Here is a 19,247-nt window from a genome sequence, read left to right on the forward strand (position 1 = left end):
ACGGCCGGTGGGGAGAAGCCCCGTATCGGTGCGATGCCTTCATACGGATATCCGATGCCGATAATGGTCAGTGTGATCTTGTCATTCAAAAAAACCGTTAAAAGGCGTTATAAAAAGACCAATATAAGAGAATCTTTTAGAACAAATTTACTCAGCAGAATAAAATACACTAAAAAATAATAATATCACACATATATAAGAAAAAGTTGTAATTCATTTGACTTGAAAAAGGGAAGATTGTGTAAATAGGTAACATGTAGTGCGGGCAATATAACTGTTTCTTCTGTAGTTGTGGGCTAAGAAAGGGTAGACAATGGCATAATTTTCTTACCACGACTCTAACGACGATTTGGCATCAGGTTTCAGTCAAATGCAGGCAACTGAGAAAGGGTAAGAGGTGGCATCGGTGAGGGCTGATTGCTGCTACGTGTTAACTATTAAGATGACCGAGGCGAACCGACCGGCTTCTGTGCGAGCTATTCGGTTTTGGGCGGATTGAACCGATCCGTGCTGTGAAATCTGCATAGACTGCTATTGTGCACGACAGACTTCTAAATTATATAAGGAAAAAACAATGAAACAATCACTAAATGGCGTACGGGGTATTTTGATGTCAAGTGCTGTGGGGGCAGCACTTCTGTTTTCTGGATGTGGTTCCTCATCTTCAACAACAGCGACAACAGGTACCGTAGTCGGTGCAGAACAGGCGACGGCGCTTCTCGGTACGCTTGAGTGTGTCCTCGATACGGCGACCGGCACCCTCACCAATGCTCTGAGCGCAGCAGACCTCAGCCTGCTTACTTCAATCCCGCTTGACCTTGCCGCTGTTGCCAACGCCATGGTTGAACTCGGTCTGACGACATCTGATGTCACTGTCGGTGCAATGCTTGAAACAAGCGTTTCCCTGAGCCAGGTCCTTGACATCATCGGCCTGATCGGCGGTACGCCGGATGTCCTGGCTATCGTTGCTTCCATTAAAGATGCACTGGACCCTGCAACGCTGCTGCAGACACTTCCGCTGGGTGATCTGCTGACAGTTGCACCGAGCCTGCTGACACAGGTGCTGAGTACGGTAACCGATGCGACTGCCGGTGTGGCAGAAACTGCTATCGATGCACTGACATTCCTGGATGACACGGTTATGGGTGTCGGCTACGATGTCGCTGCCTGTATCCCGCAGCTTGAACCTGTCGTCGCAACGCTTGACTGTGCAACAGACAGCGTACTGGGCGGTGCCGAACTGACAGCCGCTAACCTGAAGACCCTTGCCGTCGCCCTGCCGCTGGGTGATCTGCTCGGTGCCGTTCAGAGCGCAACAGGCCTTCTTGACAGCGCGACACTCTCAGACCTTCTTGCTGCACCGCTCAGCGCAGGCGATCTCCTCGGTATTCTCGGCACGCTGGCATCCGGCGATCCGGCTTCTGTCCTGTCTACACTGACAGGTGCGCTTGACCCGAGCCAGCTGACAAACCTGCTGAGCCTCGGCGATCTTATCACCGTACCTCAGGAGCTGCTCGGTACGACACTCGGCAGCCTGCCGGCAACCCTGCTGACAACGACAACGGGTCTGCTCGGTACGGTTGAAGGTCTGCTTGCCCAGGTCGCCGGCGACCTCACATCCTGTCTTGATCCGAACCTGCTGGTCGGTTCCCTGACAAGTCTGCTCGGTGCGCTCCCGCTTGACGGCGGCGCGCTTGCGCTTGACCCTGCAGGGCTTCTGAGCCTGGTCAGCACCGATACGACGATCAATGACATTATCGCCGCGGCAAAAACACTCCCGGTCCTCAGTTCACTCCCGCTTGATGAACTGATGGCGACAAAACTGAGCGTTGCACAGCTGATGGACATCATTAACGCACTGCCGATCCCTGAGCCGGTATCTACGGTACTCACGACAGTACTCGGTGCCGTACCGGATCTGAACCTTCCGGCGCTGTCACTGAACGATATCCTCGCTCTGCCGGGTGAAGTTCTGCCGTTCGGTATCGATCCGATGGATACAAGCGTTAACGGTCTGCTGACGACAGGCGTCAATATGCTGGCACTGCTGGAAGCCGTTGCACACGGCCTGAATGCCGAAGGTGCATCGTTCCTGATCAACGCCGCGGTCGTTATGCCGGTTGTCACGACCATCGACAAGCTTGGCGGTTTTGCCATCCTCGGCGGTCTGATGACGAATGTCCCGTACCTGACGCAGACACTGCCGCTTGGTGACCTGAGCGGTCTGCTTGTAAACGGTAACCCGCTCAGCGCACTCGACCTGGCGAACCTGACAAGCCTGCTCGATACGATCCTCGGCAGCGGCGATCCGACCGGTGTCCTCGAAGCGATCCTCGGAACACTGACTGCAGGCGGTCTCGACGGCCTGCTTGGCAGCCTGCTCGGTACCGTGAGCGACCTGCTCGGCGGAAACCTGCTGGGTGATCTGCTGACGACGCTGACAGGTCTGCTCGGCGGCGACCTTGCCGGTACGATTACGTCACTGCTTGGAAGCCTGACAACAGATCCGACGGCAATCCTGCAGACGCTTCTGAGCCTCCTGAACGCTCAGAACCTGGCACTGCCGCTCTAAGTAGCAACCTCTTACCATCCATCTGCAGCGCGCTGCGCTGCGGAGAAGATGCGCTTTTACCGACTTTCTCTACCCTTTCCGAAATATCGCTTTCACCTCCTTCAATTCTGAAAAAAATGTCCAGTATCACAATATGAAATGTTGTTATAATCGATACTAATTTCTTTGTTTAACTTCAGCTTCGTGTGCTATTATTAATTGAATTTTTCCGCGTATTTTGCGCGGGGAGAACGGCGCGAAGCGGCCTTAACCGAGGGGACGGCTTCACGAATGAAGGAGTATATAATGCAATTGTTCTTGCAAACGAAGAGGGGGTTGGCACTCTTCCTCGGCACGATCATGATGATCATGCTGGCGGGTTGCGGTGCGGACAGTGTTTTTGACAACAATGTCAAAGGCAGTGGTCTTACGGTGGTTGTTAAACCTGCCGATGGGGCAACAAACGTTTTCCTGAATACCGATATTACGGGAACGTTCAACAAAGATATTCAGCAGGCAACGTTGATCGAGGGGACAACGTTCTACCTGCTGGATCCGAATGATAATATGGTTGCGGGTTCGTGGTCTTACCTGAACAAGGTGCTGCGCTTCAAGCCTGATGCCAATCTGACGGCGAACACGACATACCGGTTCGTCACGACAAACGGTATCCGCGGTACGGATTACTCGCGCCTGGGTGGTGATGTCGTCACGACCTTTACGACAGGAACGGGTCTGGGACTGACGGTGACGCTCAATCCGCAGCATGGGGACACGAACGTATCGCTCAACCCTAATATTACGGCGACGTTCAACGAACCGATCGATTTCTCGACCGTGACGAACAACAGCTTCTATCTGCTGGATGCGCTCAGTGCAAAAGTACCGGTGACGAAGATCGAACATACCGACGACAATACGACGGTGATTCTGAAACTCGCTTCGAACCTTGCGCCCTTCAGTACCTATACCACTGTTGTGACAACGGATGTTTCCGCGCCGAACGGCCATACGCTCGCCGCAAACGAGGAAGCGATGTTCGTGACAGGCAACTGGCTGCGCCTGGCGGTTTCAATCATGCCGCAGGACGGTGCGACGAATGTGCCGATCAACACGATGATCACCGCTACCTTCAACAAACCGATGGATCTGTCGACGCTGAATGCGGGCAATATCTACCTGATGGACGAAAACGGTACCCATATCCCGGGCACGCTGCATACCGCGACGGATGCAAACGGCAATACGGTCGTGACCTTCATTCTGGAGCCGGGCACGACACTGGCACCGAACAGCGATTATACGTTTGTCGTTGAAAACGATGTGACCTCACTCGACGGCGAACAGCTGGGCACGGACGAGACGTCGACGTTCACGACCGGCACCCAGACGGAGCTGCAGGTATATATCGTACCGGCTGACGGAGAAACAGGTGTCGCAGTCAGTGACAATATCGTTGCCTACTTCAATGAAGATGTGAATGATACGACGCTTGACGGTACGACCTTCTATCTTGAAAACAATGTAACCGGAGTGATTCCGGGAGCGATCAGCTATGACGGTACAAATTACATTGCCGTCTTCAATCCGGATGCGAACCTCACGGCGTATACGACCTATACGTTCACGGTAACAACCGGTGTCGAAGCCGTCAACGGCGATACACTGGCAAGTGATGCAAGTTCAACGTTTACGACCGGCAATCTGATCCGGGTGATCGATGCGGCTGTCTTCACGATGAACAGCAACGCTGCGACGGTCGACACGAATGAGTCTGATGTCCTTGGCACCCTGACGGGTAACCTGCTTGGGACACAGCTGCAGGTCGATGCTGCCGGCGTTCAGGGGCTTGCTGAAGCGGATGTCCAGTTCGTCGGTTTTGTAGGAGGCCTCGCAAACGAAGTCAACGCTACAACGATCGAAGATCTGGTCAACAGCAATATCACGGTTACGCAGGCACTCCAGGTGCTCGCTGATCAGTACGGCGCGATTCCGGCCGGACCGGCACAGGATGTCATCAACCAGCTTATCGCCGCGATTGACAGCAATGGTACGGACCAGACGATCAGTATCAGTGACCTGCTTCAGTTCCCGGCCAGCATGCTGCCGATGGATGTTACGGATCTGGTTTCCACAGAGGATCTTGCTGCGGCAACGACGGATGGCTTCGCAGTCCTGAGCGGCCTCAACTCTGCGCTGACGCCGGTTGCGGAAACCATTATTGAAGTGCCGCTGGACCTGGCGGGGCTCCTTGGTGCAGACGGCACGCTGCGTGCACAGCTGGTTTCGCCTGCGGCCTATGCCGTGATGGTTCAGGGTGACACGATCAAAGCATCACAGTCACGCATTCAGCTTCACCTGCAAGTCGACGGCGGTCTGTTGACAGGGCTGCTCGGTAGTCTGACGGACCTGCTGAATACACTGTTGCTTGGGCTGGTGACGATTGATGTTCCGGCGCTGGTAGATATCCCGCTCTACATCGTGTTGGCTGAGGCAGAGGGGACGTTGGAAACACTCTCAGTAGATGAGATCGTGATGGCGGTACAGAACGGCCTGGCCAAAATCTATCTCGGTGCGATTCCGGATGATATCTTCTTCTCCGATCAAGTTATCGGTGCAGAGGATTTCGATGCGGTCAGTCTGGTGGATCTGAATCTCACTATCCTGGGGATTCCGACACCGGTCAAAGTCGATGTCAAAGCCTTTGCCAACGGTTCACCGTCTGCTTTCACGCCGATGAACTTCCTGCCGGTCAATGTTGAGCAGACTGACAGTGCATTCGCACCGTTGGGAGATACGACGGATGCCCTGGTGGCTGATCTTGTAGGGAACCTCGAACTGAACGTTACGATTGGCGGATTGACGCTTGGTACTTCAGACCCGCTGCTTGGAACGATCCTTGGCAGCGTCACGGATCTGTTGGCCAATACGATCGTTCCTGCACTCTCTCCGGTATTGAACTCCGTGAGTGATCTGCTCGGTACCTATACCGGTCGTGCGGACGTCACAATGCTCGGACTCATCGAGCATTATATTGTGCAGCCGTAAAGCACAGAGAATGAAACGGGGCTGTGCCCCACGAACGAAGGATTAAAATGAAGAGTTTATATTCAGTTGCAGCGGCGGCGGTACTGTTTGCTTCTGCGGCACACGCCGATTTTCCGGCGAAACGCATTGCATTCCCGGGCTTCTACATCGGGGGCAATGTCGGTTATGCAACCAGCAGGGTCAATGAGACCGATACGGCACAGGAAGCATGCGACGGCGACCCTGCCTGTACGGTGATCAGCTCCTCGATCGACGAGAACGCATTCGGGCTCAAACTGTTCGGAGGCTACCTTTTTAACGACTACTTTGCCGTTGAAGGCGGTTACTTCAACCTCGGCGAGGTGTCGTTCAAGCATGATACGAACACGGGTGAGACCTATAAAGGCAGCGCAAAAATGCAGGGGCTCAATGCCGACGTCGTCGGGCACCTCCCGATCCTCGAGCAGCTGACTGTCTTCGGGCGTCTCGGTGTCATGTACGCCGAAGTCAACAAAGACTACTCCTATTCGGGCGGAACCCTCTATATCAACGGTGTCCCGAAAGACATGAGCCCGGGACAGTGGGGGGCAGGCCTGAAACTCGGTGCCGGTGTACAGTACGACTTTACTCCGCGCCTCGGGGTCCGCGGTGAATGGGAAGGGTACCACATGGAAGAGGACGCTTCAGACTCCGGACTCGATATGAGCTTCTGGTCCGTCGGTATCGTCTACCGCTTCGGCGAGGATCCGAACGCACCGGTCCCGCCGCCGGAACCGGAAAAAGTCATCGTCGTCAAAGAGGTTCCTGTCCCGGCTGAACCTGTCGTCGTTGAAAAAGTCGTTGAGAAAGAGGTCATCAAAGAAGTTCCGGCCGAACCGGTCGTTATCCGGAAACCGGTCGAACGTGTCGTCCTGGCGACGGATGCCCTCTTTGACTTCAACAAAGCGACCGTCAAACCGGAAGGTAAAGCTGCCATCAGAGACCTTGTAGCCAAACTCCAAAAAGACGACAAGCTGACCGTCACGGGCCATACGGACAGCATCGGTTCGGAACTGTACAACCTCAAGCTCTCACAGCGCCGTGCAGACGCGGTCAAAAACGAGCTTGTCGCCAACGGTATCGAAGCCGACCGCATCGAAACGAAGGCCAAAGGTGAAAGCGATCCGGTCGCAACCAATGCGACCGATGAAGGGCGCGCACAGAACCGCCGTGTCGATATCGACATCATTGCCGCACCGAAAGCACCGGAAGAGGAGGTTACCCCTCCGGCCGATGAAGTGACCCTCCCGGCAGGGGAAGCGAAGTAACAGTCACTCTCAGTGTTTGTTTGGACGCTTAGGCGTCCCCTTTATACCGGAAGCCATGTGCTTCCGCCCTCTTTCTGAATCACTCCATATATCTTTTTCCCTTTACATTTGCATGGCATAACAGATTATTCGTCCGAAGGCCTGGTCCGGTATGGCGTTGTATCCCATACATTTTGTACGCTTAAGTGACTGACGGCTCAAGTCTGTCTCCGCATGTTTATAATCCCTTCTGATATTTTTGATAATAATTTGATAAAAACATATTAATAAACGAAAAAAGATATATTATGATCTTTATTAAGTTTAATGTAGATATGCTTCAAAATGTTAATTTTGTGACATAGTCGGGGAAACGCACTGAAGCTGCTGTTCTCTCGACAGGGAAAAGAGTCGGACGCTGCATAAGCGTCGAAACAGCGTAATACGGGAAAAGGGAGTAAAACATGAAGCGATCGGTGTATCGATGGGGGCTGATGGGGATCATCGGCGTAGGAATGATGCTGCTGCTGGCTGCCTGCGGGCGGGACAGCGCATTTGACGGACCGGTCAACGGCGGTGAACTGATAGTGACGATAGATCCGGCGGAGGGGGATGTCAACATCCCGATCAATAAAGTCATAACGGCCAAATTCAACAAAGAGATGAACGTCTCGACGGTGAACGATGCCACATTCTATCTGCTGGACGAAAACGGAACCAAAGTCTCTGCCGACATCAAATTCTACGGAACGGATACCCGTCTCTTTACCTTGACGTCACAGAGCGATCTCGCGAAAGATTCGAATTACACCGTCTATGTCACCCGGGGCGTCAAAGCGAGTGACGGCTACCTGCTCGCCGAAGACAATGTGATCCATTTCACGACGGGGACGTTGAAATACTTGCAGGTAACGGTCCTGCCCAGTGACGGCGATACCAACGTCTCCGTCGGGGCGCACATGTTGGGCAGTTTCAACGAAGCGGTCAATGCGGCGACGCTGACCGCTACCAATATCTTCCTGCGCGACGGCAACGGAAGCCTCGTCGACGGTACGATCGATTATGCCGATATCGGCAGTGATCACCTGATGACCTTTACACCGTCGGCCCCGCTGGATTACAATGCGACGTATACCTTTACGATCAAGCAGCCCGTCACGGCGCTTAGCGGAATCGAGCTGGAGTATGACAGCGTGAACAGCTTTACGACGGGCCCGCTGAAGCTGGTCAAGGCGGCCGTCTTCTCCATGGCGTCGACCCCTGTATCTGTCGATACGAACAACTCCGACCTGCTCGGCGGCGTACTCGGCGGCCTTGTGGGAGCGCAGACATCCGTGGATGTCGCCGGAACAGGTGGACTGGTCGACATCAGTCTCGGCTTCCCGGCGCTGGTATCGGATCTGGGCGGCGAGCTGAATGTGACAACGGTACAGGAGCTGCTCGACAGCAACATTACGCTGGATGCGATGCTGCATGTCATTGCGGAGCAGCTGGGCGGTATTGACGCTATAGAGGCGCAAAGGTTTATCAATGCGCTCATGGCCGACGTGGAAGCTTCTGAGCTCAGCAACGCCCCTATCAGTATCGGCAGCCTGCTGCAGTTCCCGGTCGACACGCTGCCGCTTGATTTGAACGACGTGCTGGCGATGACAGGCGTCTCCTCTGCGCAGTTGAGTGTACAGTCGCTGCTCTCCGGCGTCAACCAAGCGCTGGCCCCTACACTGAGCAATCCGATCGAAATCCCGCTCTACCTGCCGCTGCTGACGGATGAAACCAGCGGACTGAGACTGCAGGTCGTCTCTCCGCCGACGATCGCACTGATGGCCGAAGGCGACACGATCCACTCCGCATCGACACGCCTGCAGCTCAATCTGAAAGTCGGCGGTATTCTCGGGGATCTTCTCGGCGCTCTGAACACGGGGCTGGACGGAGAAGGATCGGTCAGTTCTGATCTGGTCAACCTGCCGCTCTACCTCGAACTCGGCTCGTCGGTCGGAAGTCTGACGACGCTGAACAACAATGAAGTCGCCATGAGTGTCCAGAACGGATTGGCCACACTCGTGATAGGAACGATCCCCGACGATCAGTTCTTTTCGCAGGCACCGCTCTCCCCGGAAGATGTCGGTGCGGCCGATCTTGTCAACCTCCTTGGGCTGGTGAAAGTGAGTGTCAAAGCCTACGCCGCCGGGGTCGCCAATAGCGGTGCGATCAATTTCGTCCCGGTCGATATGCAGCAGATGCAGAGCATTAATGCGCCGACGGGGTCGACGACGGATGCCCTGCTCAATACCCTGATCGGCAACCTGGAGCTCACCATTACGCTGCTGGGCATTCCGCTTGACGTTTCCGGTCTGCTGGGCGACCTGCTCAATCCGCTGCTCTCCATACTGCTGCCGCTGCTCACACCGCTGCTCGACACGGTCACGGGGCTGCTGGGTGCCAGCATCGGCAAGGCGGACGTGACCATGATGAGCCTGGTGTACGGTTATTAATCCAAAGGGAACATTGCGGGGCGTACCCCCGGCAACGGAAGGAAAAAGATGAAAATGAAACGGACGGCGGCGACGGTATTTATGGTGGCGGCAGCCCTTCAAGGAGAGGCGGTCGAACGTATTGCAATGCCCGGACCCTACCTGGGGGCGAACCTGGGGTATGCGACGGGATCGGTCTCACTGTCGACGGCCGAAAAAGAGGTGTGCCAGGGCGACCCTGCCTGTTATGTGACGGACGGGTCGGCGGATGAGGATTCGTTCGGTGCGAAACTCTTCGGCGGGTATCTGTTCAACCAGTACTTTGCCGTCGAAGGGGGATATTTCAACCTTGGCGAGCTCTCGTTCAAGAGTGTCACCAATACGGCGGAGACCTATAAAGGAACCCTGTCGGCACAGGGGATCAACATGGACGTGGTCGGCCACCTCCCGGTTTTTGACGCGCTTTCGCTCTTTGCACGTATCGGCGTGCTGTACGGCGAGATGAGCAAGGATTACAGTTACAGCGGCGGCACGCTGCTGGTCAACGGGGTGCCCAAAGATATGCATGTCACCAAATGGGATGTCGGGTACAAACTCGGTGCCGGCATACAGTTCGATTTCACCCCCGCACTCGGCGTACGCGGCGAATGGGAAGGGTACCACCTCGCCGAGGCCGGTTCCAGTTCGGATTATGACGTCAATCTCTACTCCGTCGGTGTCGTCTACCGCTTCGGGATCCCGGAGCCGGAGCCGGAAAAAGTCGTCGTGGTGAAAGAGGTGCCGGTCCCGGGCGAGGGAACGGTCCTGGAAAAAGAGGTCGTCAAAGAGGTCGAAGTCGTGAAAGAGGTGCCCAAACCGGTGATCATCAAGAAACCGACCGAGCGGGTTGTTCTGGCATCGGACACCCTGTTCGATTTCGACAAGTCAGACGTCAAGCCGCAGGGGGACGCCGCACTCAAACAGCTGGTCCAGCGGCTGCAGAAGAATGACCGCCTGGTGGTCGTCGGGCATACGGACAGCGTCGGGACGGAAGTGTACAATATGAAACTTTCCCAGCGGCGTGCAAACGCCGTCCGCAGCAGGCTGATCGGGCTCGGCATTGCGGCCGGCCAGATCGAAACCCGTGCCATGGGTGAAAGCAGCCCGGTGGCGACAAATGAAACGGATGCGGGGCGTACCGCCAACCGCCGCGTCGAGATCGAAGTCTACGCCGCGCCTAAAAACGAGGAGTAGTCCCCGGGCCGCTGTACGGCGTCCCCGGCAGGGGGCGTGTCAGGCCGAGAAGTGGATGAAGAGCTTCGGCTCGGGCGTTTCGAACGTCATGCCGAGGAGTTCGACTTTCTTCGCGTGCAGCATCACGCGCTGGCTGCGGCGTCCGCCGTACTGCTCGTCGCCGATGATCGGGTGTCCGAACGCGCGCAGGTGGACACGGATCTGGTGGGTCCGCCCGTGGTGGATGATCAGCTTGAGTTTGCTTTTTTTGGCGGAAACTTCCAGCGGGAAGATCTCGGTGACGGCCGGCTTCCCCTTTTTGGAGATTTTGGAGTGGGCTTTGCCGTGGCGTTTTTCCGTCAGAATAGGCTCGTCCATTACGGCCTCTTCGGTGACGACCCCCTCGACCCAGGCGATATACTCCTTGTAGACCTCGTCGTTCTTGAAGGCCTCGATCGCCTTCTCGCGGAACGCCTCGTTCTTGACCAGCATCAGCACCCCGCTCGTTTCCCGGTCGAGACGGTGCAGCAGCCGGGTCCCCTTGAACTGCCGTTCGACTTCGTCGGCGTTGAGGAAGGCGGGCTTGTCGACGACGATGAGGTCGTCATTCTCGAAAATAGGCCGGATGCGCTCGACTTTCTGGACCTTGAACTCCGTCTTGAGCGACAGCTCTCCCCGTGCGATCATCACCTTCTGGTTCCCGACATAGACAAGGCCGCGGTCGATCAGCTCCTTGGCCCTGGCGTTGGAGATCCCCTCCTGGGCCGCCAGCAGTTTATAGGCTTTGTCGGCGGGGCCGCTCGGACGCGACTGGACGTAACGGCTCTCCTGCTCATCGGCATTTTTGGCGTGCTGCGGGGCGGCCTTTTTGCGGCCGGCGTCTTTTTTGGCGAAGGCCTTGGATTTGATCTTGTTCTTGGCTTCGAGTTTTTTGCTTTGGCCGCGGTAGTCGTTCGGGGATTTTTTCATGAGATGCTCTCCTTGTCGAGATAGTCAAAAAAGGGTTGGAGATCGACGCTTCCGTTGATGGCGGCGGGGCGCAGCTGTTCGGCCTGCCGCAGCGTTTCGGTCAGCGCATCGTTCTCGACGACGGCAATGTGATCGACGTAGCGCATCAGTTCGCGCTGGTTGAAAAAGTGGGTCCCCGTAATGGTCCGGCAGCCGAAATGGGCCGGTTCGAGCGGGTTGTGGCCTCCGACGTCCGCTTTGAAGGCCCCGCCGAGGACGGCGATGTCGCTGATGGCGTAGAGATTGTTGAGCTCGCCCATGACGTCCACGAGCACGAAAACATTCTCTTGCAGCGCATCGATCCCGCCGTCCCTGCTCCAGCGGGCGATACGTTCGCCGTCGCACTGCTGGTGCAGCATCTCCCAGACGGCATCAAAACGCTCCGGGTGGCGGGGAACGACCAGCAGGCGGCTGTCGGGATGATCGGCGTAACGGGAACGGAAGGCCTCGAGGATCATCGCCTCCTCCCCCTCGTGGGTGCTGGCAGCCACGATCGTCTCGCCCTCGGGTTTGGCGTACGTCTTTGCCGCGGTGACACGTTGCGCCAGTTTGATGTTGCCGATCACTTCGATATTGGCGGCGCCCAGCTGCTCGAAGCGGGCTTTGTCGTCTTCGCTCTGGCAGAAGACCTTGTCCACCCGTGCAAAGAGGCGGCGGTAGAACCAGCGCAGCTTCTGGTATTTGGGGAAACTGCGCTCGGAGAGCCGGGCATTGAGCAGGATGACGCGGGCGCCTCTGGCGCGGGCGACGGCAAAAAGCAGGTACCAGAATTCCGCTTCGAGCACGACGAGCGCGCGCTGGGGTCTGACCCAGAACGGCATGAAGAGCTCGTAGGGGAGGTAGCGGTGCTGCACACCGTACCCTCCGGCGACGTCCTGGCCGGTCTGCGTGATGGTCGTGATGCGGACGTCATCCGGCGTTAACGGATCGAGCAGCGGCTTCAGCGCGCGCGTTTCGCCGACGGAACAGGCATGGAACCAGATCCCTCCCGGCGCCAACGGCGGGTTGTGCCTGAGAAAAAAGCGTGCCGGGATCGAACGGCGGTATTTCGGACGCAGGCTGAACAGCAACAGCAGGGGCAGTGCGGCAACGTAGAGCAGGGCGCTGAGCAGGAAATAGATGAGTGAAAACGGCTTCATAAGGGTGCCGCGCAATAGGGGGGTGCGAAGCTTACGCTTCGGCAGTCGCTTCCTCTTCGAGGTAGAGGATACGTCCGCAGTGCGGACAGGTTGTGATCTCTTCACCCTTGATGACGTCGGCGTAGACCTTGTCGCTGATGACCATGAAGCAGCCCATACACGCCTGGTTGCGTACCGGGACGGCCGTGGTGTTTTTCGCCCAGCGGCGGATCTTCTGGTAGAAGGAGAGACCCTTCTGGTTCATCTGGGAAACGAGCTCCTGCTTGCGGGCAAAGACCTGCTGGCGTTCGCCGTCGATCTCCGCGAGTTTCGCATCGACATCCGCTTTGACGCTGCCGAGGTTCGCGTCGAGCTCTTCCATCTGGGTTTTGAGTTCATTGACACGCTCGGTCTTGCTTTCGATGATGCGGTCGAGGCGCTCGATCTCTTCGTTGGCGAAGCTGATCTGCTCCTTGGCAATCTCTTCCTCGAGCTGGAGGGATTTCATCTCTTTCTCGGTCTTGATCTCCGCGCTTTTTTTACGGTTCTCTTCGAGTTTCTGGGAGAGTTCGGCCAGGTGGAGCTCGTTTTTCTTGTGCTTGAGCTGCTCGTCCTTGATCTCGTTTTCGAGGCCGTCGATATTGCTCTCAAGGCCCTCTTTTTTCACAAGGGCCGATTCGTATTTGTGGTTCGCCGCCTCGATCTGCGGGTCGAAAGCGTCGATCTCTTTGTCGATCTTGGAGAGGTCGATCAGTTGTTTGAGGTGCTTGTTCACAGAAGATTCCTTTATCCGTGGGAAAGTTTGAAACAGCATTGTTTGCAATGCTGCTACCCGTTGCCGTCGGAGGCTACTACGATCAATAATATGTGAACGGGTTTTTCGATGACGAAATTATAACCGTTAATCCGAAATTTTTCAAATGCGGGGCAAGGACATCGGGGAAAAAGCGTTCGCTTTCAAAGTGGCCGATGTCGATCATGGAGCGTCTGAGGGCATTGGCCTCCATGGCGTCGTGGTACTTGATATCGCCGGTGAGCAGGCAGTCGGCCCGGAGTCCGCGCATCAGGGAGGCACCGGAGCCCGTCACCAGGGCGACGCGGCGGAGACGTTCGTGGCACCGGACGGTTTTGAGCTGCGCGAGCCCGAAACGCTCGGCGACGTCGCGGGCAAAGGCCTCGAACTCCGTGTCGACGTCGAAATAGGCGATGAAACCCTCCTGCTCGATCGCACGCTGCCCGAGGATCTCCTCTGCGACCCAGCGGTTGAGGTGGGTCTGGTCGAAGTTCGTGTGCATTGCGATGTTCGCGATGCTCTTTTTGACCATCGTCTGCAACAGTTTGGCCGGGTACTGCGTGAAATCGAGCGCGTCGAGCCCCCCGAAGATCAGCGGGTGGTGGGTGATGAGGAGTGTGCCTTCTTCCAGGCGCTCCAGCAGCGCCTCGTCGACGTCGATGCTGAGCACTATAGTCGTGATCTCCTGCGCCGGGTCGCCGACGATGAGGCCGGAGTTGTCCCACTTCTCCTGCAGTGCAAAAGGCGAAAGCGCGTCAAGCGCCTCGTAGACGGCCTGTAGGGTCATCAGTTGTATCTCCTTTTCTGGCGTTTGTTGTGCACGAAGATGCCGCGGGTGTTGCTCAGCGGGTCGTCGTCTTTGAACTCGAACGCCCCGGTGGCCCGGATCAGCTCGCCGAGCTTGGTGAAGCCGTAGCTGCGCGGGTCGAAATCGGGCTGTTTATTCGCGACGATCTGCCCGATCATACCCATGTTCGCCCACCCCGAGTAGTCGGCGGCGTCGTCGACGGCGTCGCGCAGCAGGGCGATGAGCTTCTGCTCCTTGGTAACGTCGATCTGCGCTTTGGCGATGCGGTCCTTTCTGAGGTTCTCCGTGTAGACGAACTTGTCGCAGGCGCTGACGAAGGGCTTGGGGGTCTTGCGCTCGCCGAAGCCGTAGACGCTCACACCGCTCTCCCGGATGCGGGAGGCGAGGCGGGTGAAGTCGCTGTCGCTGGAAACGATGCAGAAGCCGTCGAATTTCCCGGTATAGAGCAGGTCCATCGCGTCGATGATCATGGCGCTGTCGGTTGCGTTCTTGCCGGTGGTGTAGCCGAACTGCTGGATGGGCTGGATGCCGTGTTCGAGCAGATGGGGTTTCCACCCTTTGAGCTGCGTCGAGGTCCAGTCGCCGTAGATGCGCTTGACGCTGGCGACGCCGTACTGGGCGATCTCATCGAGGAGGCCCTCGATGATGGAGGGCTGGGAGTTGTCCGCGTCGATAAGGACGGCGAGGTGCTGCTGGTTCACTACAGCCGCTCCAGGGCTTCGGCCGCTTCGGGATAGTCCGGGCGCAGCTCCAGCGCTTTTTCAAACATCATGCGGGCCCCTTCCAAATCGCCTTTTTCGATCAGGAGGCGGCCGTAGTTGTAGTAGGTCTCTTCGAAACTGTCGTCGATGTCGACGGCGCTTTTGTAGTGCTCCTGCGCCTCGTCGAGCCGCCCCAGTTTCCGCAGCACGGCGGCAACGGCGTTGTGGGTCAGGTCGTCACCCGGATCGAGGGTGAGCGAGCGGTTGTATTTCTGCAGGGCCTCTTCGTTCTCCCCCTCTTTATAGAGGATAAAGCCGAGCTTGTTCAGCACCTCCGGGTTGTCGGGGTCCTGTTTTTCCGCCCGTTCCAGGTAGACCCTCGCTTCGGAAAGGTTCCCCTCGCCGTAGGCCGTATCCGCCTTGTCGATCAGGGTGTCGATCTCCTGGGCGCCGGGGTGGACGGGGCGTGCCGGTTCGGGTTCGGGCGGTGTGTCCGTATGGGAAGGGAGTTTCGTCTCCCCGTCTCCGAGGGACTGGACGAATTTATAGATCTGCCACGCGAAAAATGCGGATGCCGCGAAAAGGATAATCTGGAAGAGGGTCAAACCGGAGCCTTTTTGAACACTATTTTAGCACAATGACGCCCGCTTGGCGCCCCGTCGTTCCCCCTTCGGCCCGGTAGGAGAAAAAGCGGTCGGTAGCGCAGGCGGTACAGGCGGCGAGAAGGTCGATATGGCCGGCCGAAAGGCCCGCCGCTTCAAGCTGTTGCACGAGGATGCGGTTGACGTCCAGGTAGCGGCGGCCGTCCCGGAGGGAGAGGGCCGTGCCGCAGCCGGCCGCTTCGACTTCGGCGGCGACCTCCGGCCCGATCTCGTAGCAGCAGCTCCCGATCGAGGGGCCAAGCACCGCTAGCAGGTCGGCGGGGTTGCTGCCGTAGGCGTCGTGCATCGCGGCCACGGTCTTGCCGACGATGTTTTTGAGCGCCCCGGCCCGGCCCGCATGCACGGCGGCAACGGCGCGGCGGCGCGGATCGAACAGCAGCACGGGGGTGCAGTCGGCGACCATCACCATCAGCGGCTGTCCCCCGATGTCGGTCATCAGCGCGTCGCATTCGGGCCGGCTTTCGAAGCCCATCTCCGGGGTGCAGCGCACGATCCGGTCCGAGTGGACCTGGCGCATATGCACGAGCCGTTCAGGCGCGTAGCCGAACTGTTCGGCCAGCAGGGCGTGGTTCGCATCGACGACGACGGCATCGTCCCCGACGTGGTAGGCGAGGTTGAGCGAGGCATACGGGGCGTCGCTGCCGCCCCCCTGCCGTTCGGTAAACCCGTGCAAGAGGCCTTCAGCTTCGGCGAGGAGCTTCGACGTGATCACTCTATTATCCCCGTCCCCGCGGCGTTGGCCACGTGGAAAATAAGGGTGTGGTGGCGTCTGGCGTAGTAGGTCATCAGGAGCCGCTGCAGCGTCGGTTCGATCGACGGGGTGAACCAGGCGTTGTTGCTGATGGCGATCATGTACGCCGGATTGCCGGCAAAAAGGGCGTCGGTCGTCGCTTCGTAGCAGACGGCGTTGCGGAAGAGGGTGCCGCCGAGGAGGAAGTCGGTGGGGTGATCCGCGGCGAGGTAGTCCGACGCCCCGTCGAAGACCACCTCGTTAACCCAGCCGCCCAGCCATTTGGGCAGGGGGATGTACTCGCCGAAGGGGACGAGGACCATCTTCTTGGCGACCTCCATTTTCCCGTTGTGAAAGAAGTAGGTGACGTTGTAATTGTTGCCGTCCTCAAAGAGCAGTGCCCCTGTCACAATGGCGATCTTTTCCGAACGCGCTTTGAGCTCCTCGATCAGCTCGGGCGCCTTGTTCAGGAAAAGCGGGAAAACCGACTCCGGAAGAATGATGAGGTCGTAGCCTTCCTGCGCGGCGTCGTCGATGCGCGCAAAATTTCCCAGGATGGTCGGCATGCGGTTGGAGGGTTCCCATTTAAGCTCCTGGGGGACGGCCGTCGCGGCGAGCTTGATCTTGAGCGGCGGCGGGGAGGGCGGCGTATAGGCGGGGGCGTAGGCGCCGGCAAGCAGCAGCAGGGCACCGAAACGCAGTGGCGTCTTCAGCGTTGCCACGGCGGCGAGCGCGACGAGGATGAGGGCGAACTGCCATTTTTCAAAACCGAGATAGCTGTGCAGGAGCGGCAGCTCCGGGACCATCCAGTTGAAGCCCATGGGGGCGACATAGGTGAGCCCGAAGAGCAGAACGGCACGTATGAACGGATGTTCACTTAGGGCGAGAACGCCGAAATAGAGCAGGTAGACGACCCCGAAAAGCAGGGTCATCAGCGGCATCGCCCAGGGCATGCCGTAGTAGCGGAAGCTGAAGCCGATCCAGTAGAACCAGAAGATGCCGATCAGGAAACCCGCCTGCAGGACGGTGCGGCGCGGTGCTGCGAGCAGCCCGTAATACGCCCCGAGGGCGAGGAGGGTTTCGACGGCGGCAATGTGCGGCAGGGCGAAATAGTCGATATAGATAAAGGCCGAGAACGCAAAGGCGATCGCAAAGGCAAGGGTCAGCGATTGAAAAAACGGCAGCCGTCTCCGCGAGGCTTCCATGACCCGGTCCCCCTCTCTGGCGCGGAACATCATGCCTGCGCCACCGGGAATCTGCCGTAAAGTTCGATCATGCTCCGCAGGGGCTCCCAGGGGGCGTTGTCAAGCTGCTGCGGCGTCACGCGCCAGTGCCAGTTCCCCTCCGCCGTGCCGGGCGTATTCATCCGCGCATCGGAGCCCAGCCCCAACAGGTCCTGCAGCGGCAGCACGGCGAGGTTCGCCGTACTGGCGAGCGCCGTGCGGTTGAGGCTTTCGTGAAACGCCTCCCAGGGGCAGTGGAGGTAGCGCATCGTATGGGCGCGCTCGGCCTCTTCCGGCGGCGCGGCATAGAACCAGCCGTTGGTCGTATCGTTGTCGTGGGTGCCCGTGTAAACGACGCAGTTGCGAATATGGTTGTGGGGCAGGTAGGGATTGCCGGCGTCGCTGCCGAAAGCGAACTGCAGGATCTTCATCCCGGGCAGACCGTAGGCGTCGCGCAGCGCCTCCACCTCGGGGGTGATGATACCGAGGTCTTCGGCGATGATGGGCAGGTCGTGGCCGAGGACGCGGCGGAAGGCGTCGAAAAGTTTGGCGCCCGGCCCGGCGATCCACTCGCCGTTGATTGCCGTCTCCTCGTCGGCCGGGACGGACCAGTAGGCCTCGAAGCCGCGGAAATGGTCGATACGCACCCAGTCGTGAAGTTCCAGGGCCCCCTTCAGGCGGGCAACCCACCACTCATACCCCTCCTGTTCCAGCCGCTCCCAGTCAAAAAGCGGGTTCCCCCAGCGCTGGCCGGTTGCGCTGAAGTAGTCCGGCGGCACACCCGCCACCGCCGTGGGCTGCAGGTCGTCGTCGAGCTCAAAGTACTCGGGGTTCGCCCAGACGTCGGCGCTGTTCATGGCGACGTAAATCGGCAGGTCGCCAATGATCTTCACCCCCTTGGCGTTCGCGTATTCGCGCAGGGACTCCCACTGGTCGTAAAAGCAGAACTGCACGAAACGGTGGTAAGCGGTTTCGTCTTTGAGAATATTCGCGTAGTAGGCCAGGGTTTCGGGTTCGCGCAGGCGGATGTTCTCCGGCCATTCGTTCCAGACGCGTTCGTTGAAGTAGGTTTTCAGCGCCATGAAAAGCGCGTAGTCATCGAGCCAGGCGGCATGGTCGGCACAGAAGGCGTCGAAGGCCGCCGCCGGGCGGAAGCGGGCATGCGCTTTCATCAGCATCTGCGTATGGCGCGCGATGACTGCGTCGAAATCGACGCTGCTCTCCTCTGCCGCGGGGAGCGGGCGTTCGTCCGCGTTCAGAAATCCCGCTCCGACCAGAAGGTCAGGGTCGATCAGCAGGGCGTTGCCGGCAAAGGCGGAGTAGCACTGGTAGGGGGAGTGCCCGAAGCCCGTGGGGCCCAGCGGGAGGATCTGCCAGTAGCCGACCCCGGAAGCATTGAGCCGGTCGACCCATGCCCGGGCCTCGGTGCCGAGGGTACCCATGCCCCAGGGACCGGGCAGGGAGGTGGGGTGGAGCAGGAGTCCGGCGGCGCGGGGCATCATAAGAGGGTCCTTATGGTTTGGAATAAGCGGATTATAGCAGACACGATGGGGGAATCAGACCATAGAGTGAACGTTTGGGCATCATGGTTGAAGGGTACAGGGTTTTTAGAGGTGCCCTTTAGTATAATGGCACGGATTTTGGGGCACGACCCCGC

The 19,247-nt window shown here is 58.1% G+C and carries 14 protein-coding genes; 5 read left to right on the forward strand and 9 right to left on the reverse strand.

The genetic code is table 11. The annotated features are described in order from the left end of the window. Positions 1-610: 610 nt before the first annotated feature. The 5 genes from WCX49_RS02530 (at position 611) to WCX49_RS02550 (ending at position 10,568) form a co-directional block, all read left to right on the forward strand. Positions 611-2,572 (forward strand): hypothetical protein, encoded by a 1,962-nt coding sequence (locus WCX49_RS02530; protein ID WP_345986004.1) that lies wholly within the window; start codon positions 611-613, stop codon positions 2,570-2,572. Positions 2,573-2,857: 285 nt separating this feature from the next. Next, a complete protein-coding gene (locus WCX49_RS02535) occupies positions 2,858-5,599 on the forward strand; it encodes an Ig-like domain-containing protein (RefSeq protein ID WP_345986005.1) in 2,742 nt (913 codons plus the stop codon). Positions 5,600-5,646: 47 nt separating this feature from the next. Then, positions 5,647-6,885 carry an OmpA family protein gene (locus WCX49_RS02540; RefSeq protein WP_345986006.1) on the forward strand — a complete coding sequence of 413 codons (1,239 nt, stop codon included), beginning with the start codon at positions 5,647-5,649 and terminating at the stop codon, positions 6,883-6,885. A 443-nt stretch (positions 6,886-7,328) separates the two neighbouring features. Continuing rightward, a complete protein-coding gene (locus WCX49_RS02545; protein ID WP_345986007.1) occupies positions 7,329-9,356 on the forward strand; it encodes an Ig-like domain-containing protein in 2,028 nt (675 codons plus the stop codon). Between the two features lie 48 nt (positions 9,357-9,404). After that, the gene (locus WCX49_RS02550) at positions 9,405-10,568 is read left to right on the forward strand and encodes an OmpA family protein (protein WP_345986008.1); all 1,164 of its coding nucleotides are present in this window, start codon (positions 9,405-9,407) and stop codon (positions 10,566-10,568) included. A gap of 39 nt (positions 10,569-10,607) precedes the next feature. On the opposite strand, the gene WCX49_RS02555 is transcribed toward WCX49_RS02550, so the two are convergent. The 9 genes from WCX49_RS02555 to malQ form a co-directional block, all read right to left on the reverse strand. Then, a complete protein-coding gene (locus tag WCX49_RS02555) occupies positions 10,608-11,516 on the reverse strand; it encodes an RNA pseudouridine synthase (protein WP_345986009.1) in 909 nt (302 codons plus the stop codon). Continuing rightward, a complete protein-coding gene (waaA, locus tag WCX49_RS02560; protein ID WP_345986010.1) occupies positions 11,513-12,694 on the reverse strand; it encodes a lipid IV(A) 3-deoxy-D-manno-octulosonic acid transferase in 1,182 nt (393 codons plus the stop codon). The genes WCX49_RS02555 and waaA overlap by 4 nt, the downstream gene beginning before the upstream one ends. Before the next feature lie 31 nt (positions 12,695-12,725). Then, positions 12,726-13,448 carry a zinc ribbon domain-containing protein gene (locus WCX49_RS02565; protein ID WP_345986011.1) on the reverse strand — a complete coding sequence of 241 codons (723 nt, stop codon included), beginning with the start codon at positions 13,446-13,448 and terminating at the stop codon, positions 12,726-12,728. An 82-nt stretch (positions 13,449-13,530) separates the two neighbouring features. Next, on the reverse strand, positions 13,531-14,253 hold the full coding sequence (locus tag WCX49_RS02570; RefSeq protein WP_345986012.1) for a Nif3-like dinuclear metal center hexameric protein: 723 nt from the start codon (positions 14,251-14,253) through the stop codon (positions 13,531-13,533). After that, complete coding sequence (locus WCX49_RS02575) at positions 14,253-14,975, reverse strand: NYN domain-containing protein (protein WP_345986013.1); 723 nt, start codon at positions 14,973-14,975, stop codon at positions 14,253-14,255. Before WCX49_RS02575 ends, WCX49_RS02570 begins: the two co-directional genes overlap by 1 nt. After that, complete coding sequence (locus WCX49_RS02580) at positions 14,975-15,580, reverse strand: tetratricopeptide repeat protein (protein WP_345986014.1); 606 nt, start codon at positions 15,578-15,580, stop codon at positions 14,975-14,977. Before WCX49_RS02580 ends, WCX49_RS02575 begins: the two co-directional genes overlap by 1 nt. A 19-nt stretch (positions 15,581-15,599) precedes the next feature. Continuing rightward, entirely contained in the window at positions 15,600-16,349 is a 750-nt protein-coding gene (gene pgeF, locus WCX49_RS02585) for a peptidoglycan editing factor PgeF (protein ID WP_345986015.1), read from the reverse strand. Continuing rightward, positions 16,346-17,605, reverse strand: coding sequence for an apolipoprotein N-acyltransferase (locus tag WCX49_RS02590; RefSeq protein WP_345986016.1), 1,260 nt, complete (start codon positions 17,603-17,605; stop codon positions 16,346-16,348). The genes pgeF and WCX49_RS02590 overlap by 4 nt, the downstream gene beginning before the upstream one ends. Further along, a complete protein-coding gene (gene malQ, locus WCX49_RS02595; RefSeq protein WP_345986017.1) occupies positions 17,602-19,092 on the reverse strand; it encodes a 4-alpha-glucanotransferase in 1,491 nt (496 codons plus the stop codon). Before malQ ends, WCX49_RS02590 begins: the two co-directional genes overlap by 4 nt. Positions 19,093-19,247 lie beyond the last annotated feature (155 nt).

It is taken from the genome of Sulfurimonas sp. HSL-1656, from assembly GCF_039645585.1.
In the GTDB taxonomy this organism is placed as follows: Bacteria; Campylobacterota; Campylobacteria; order Campylobacterales; family Sulfurimonadaceae; genus Thiomicrolovo; species Thiomicrolovo subterrani.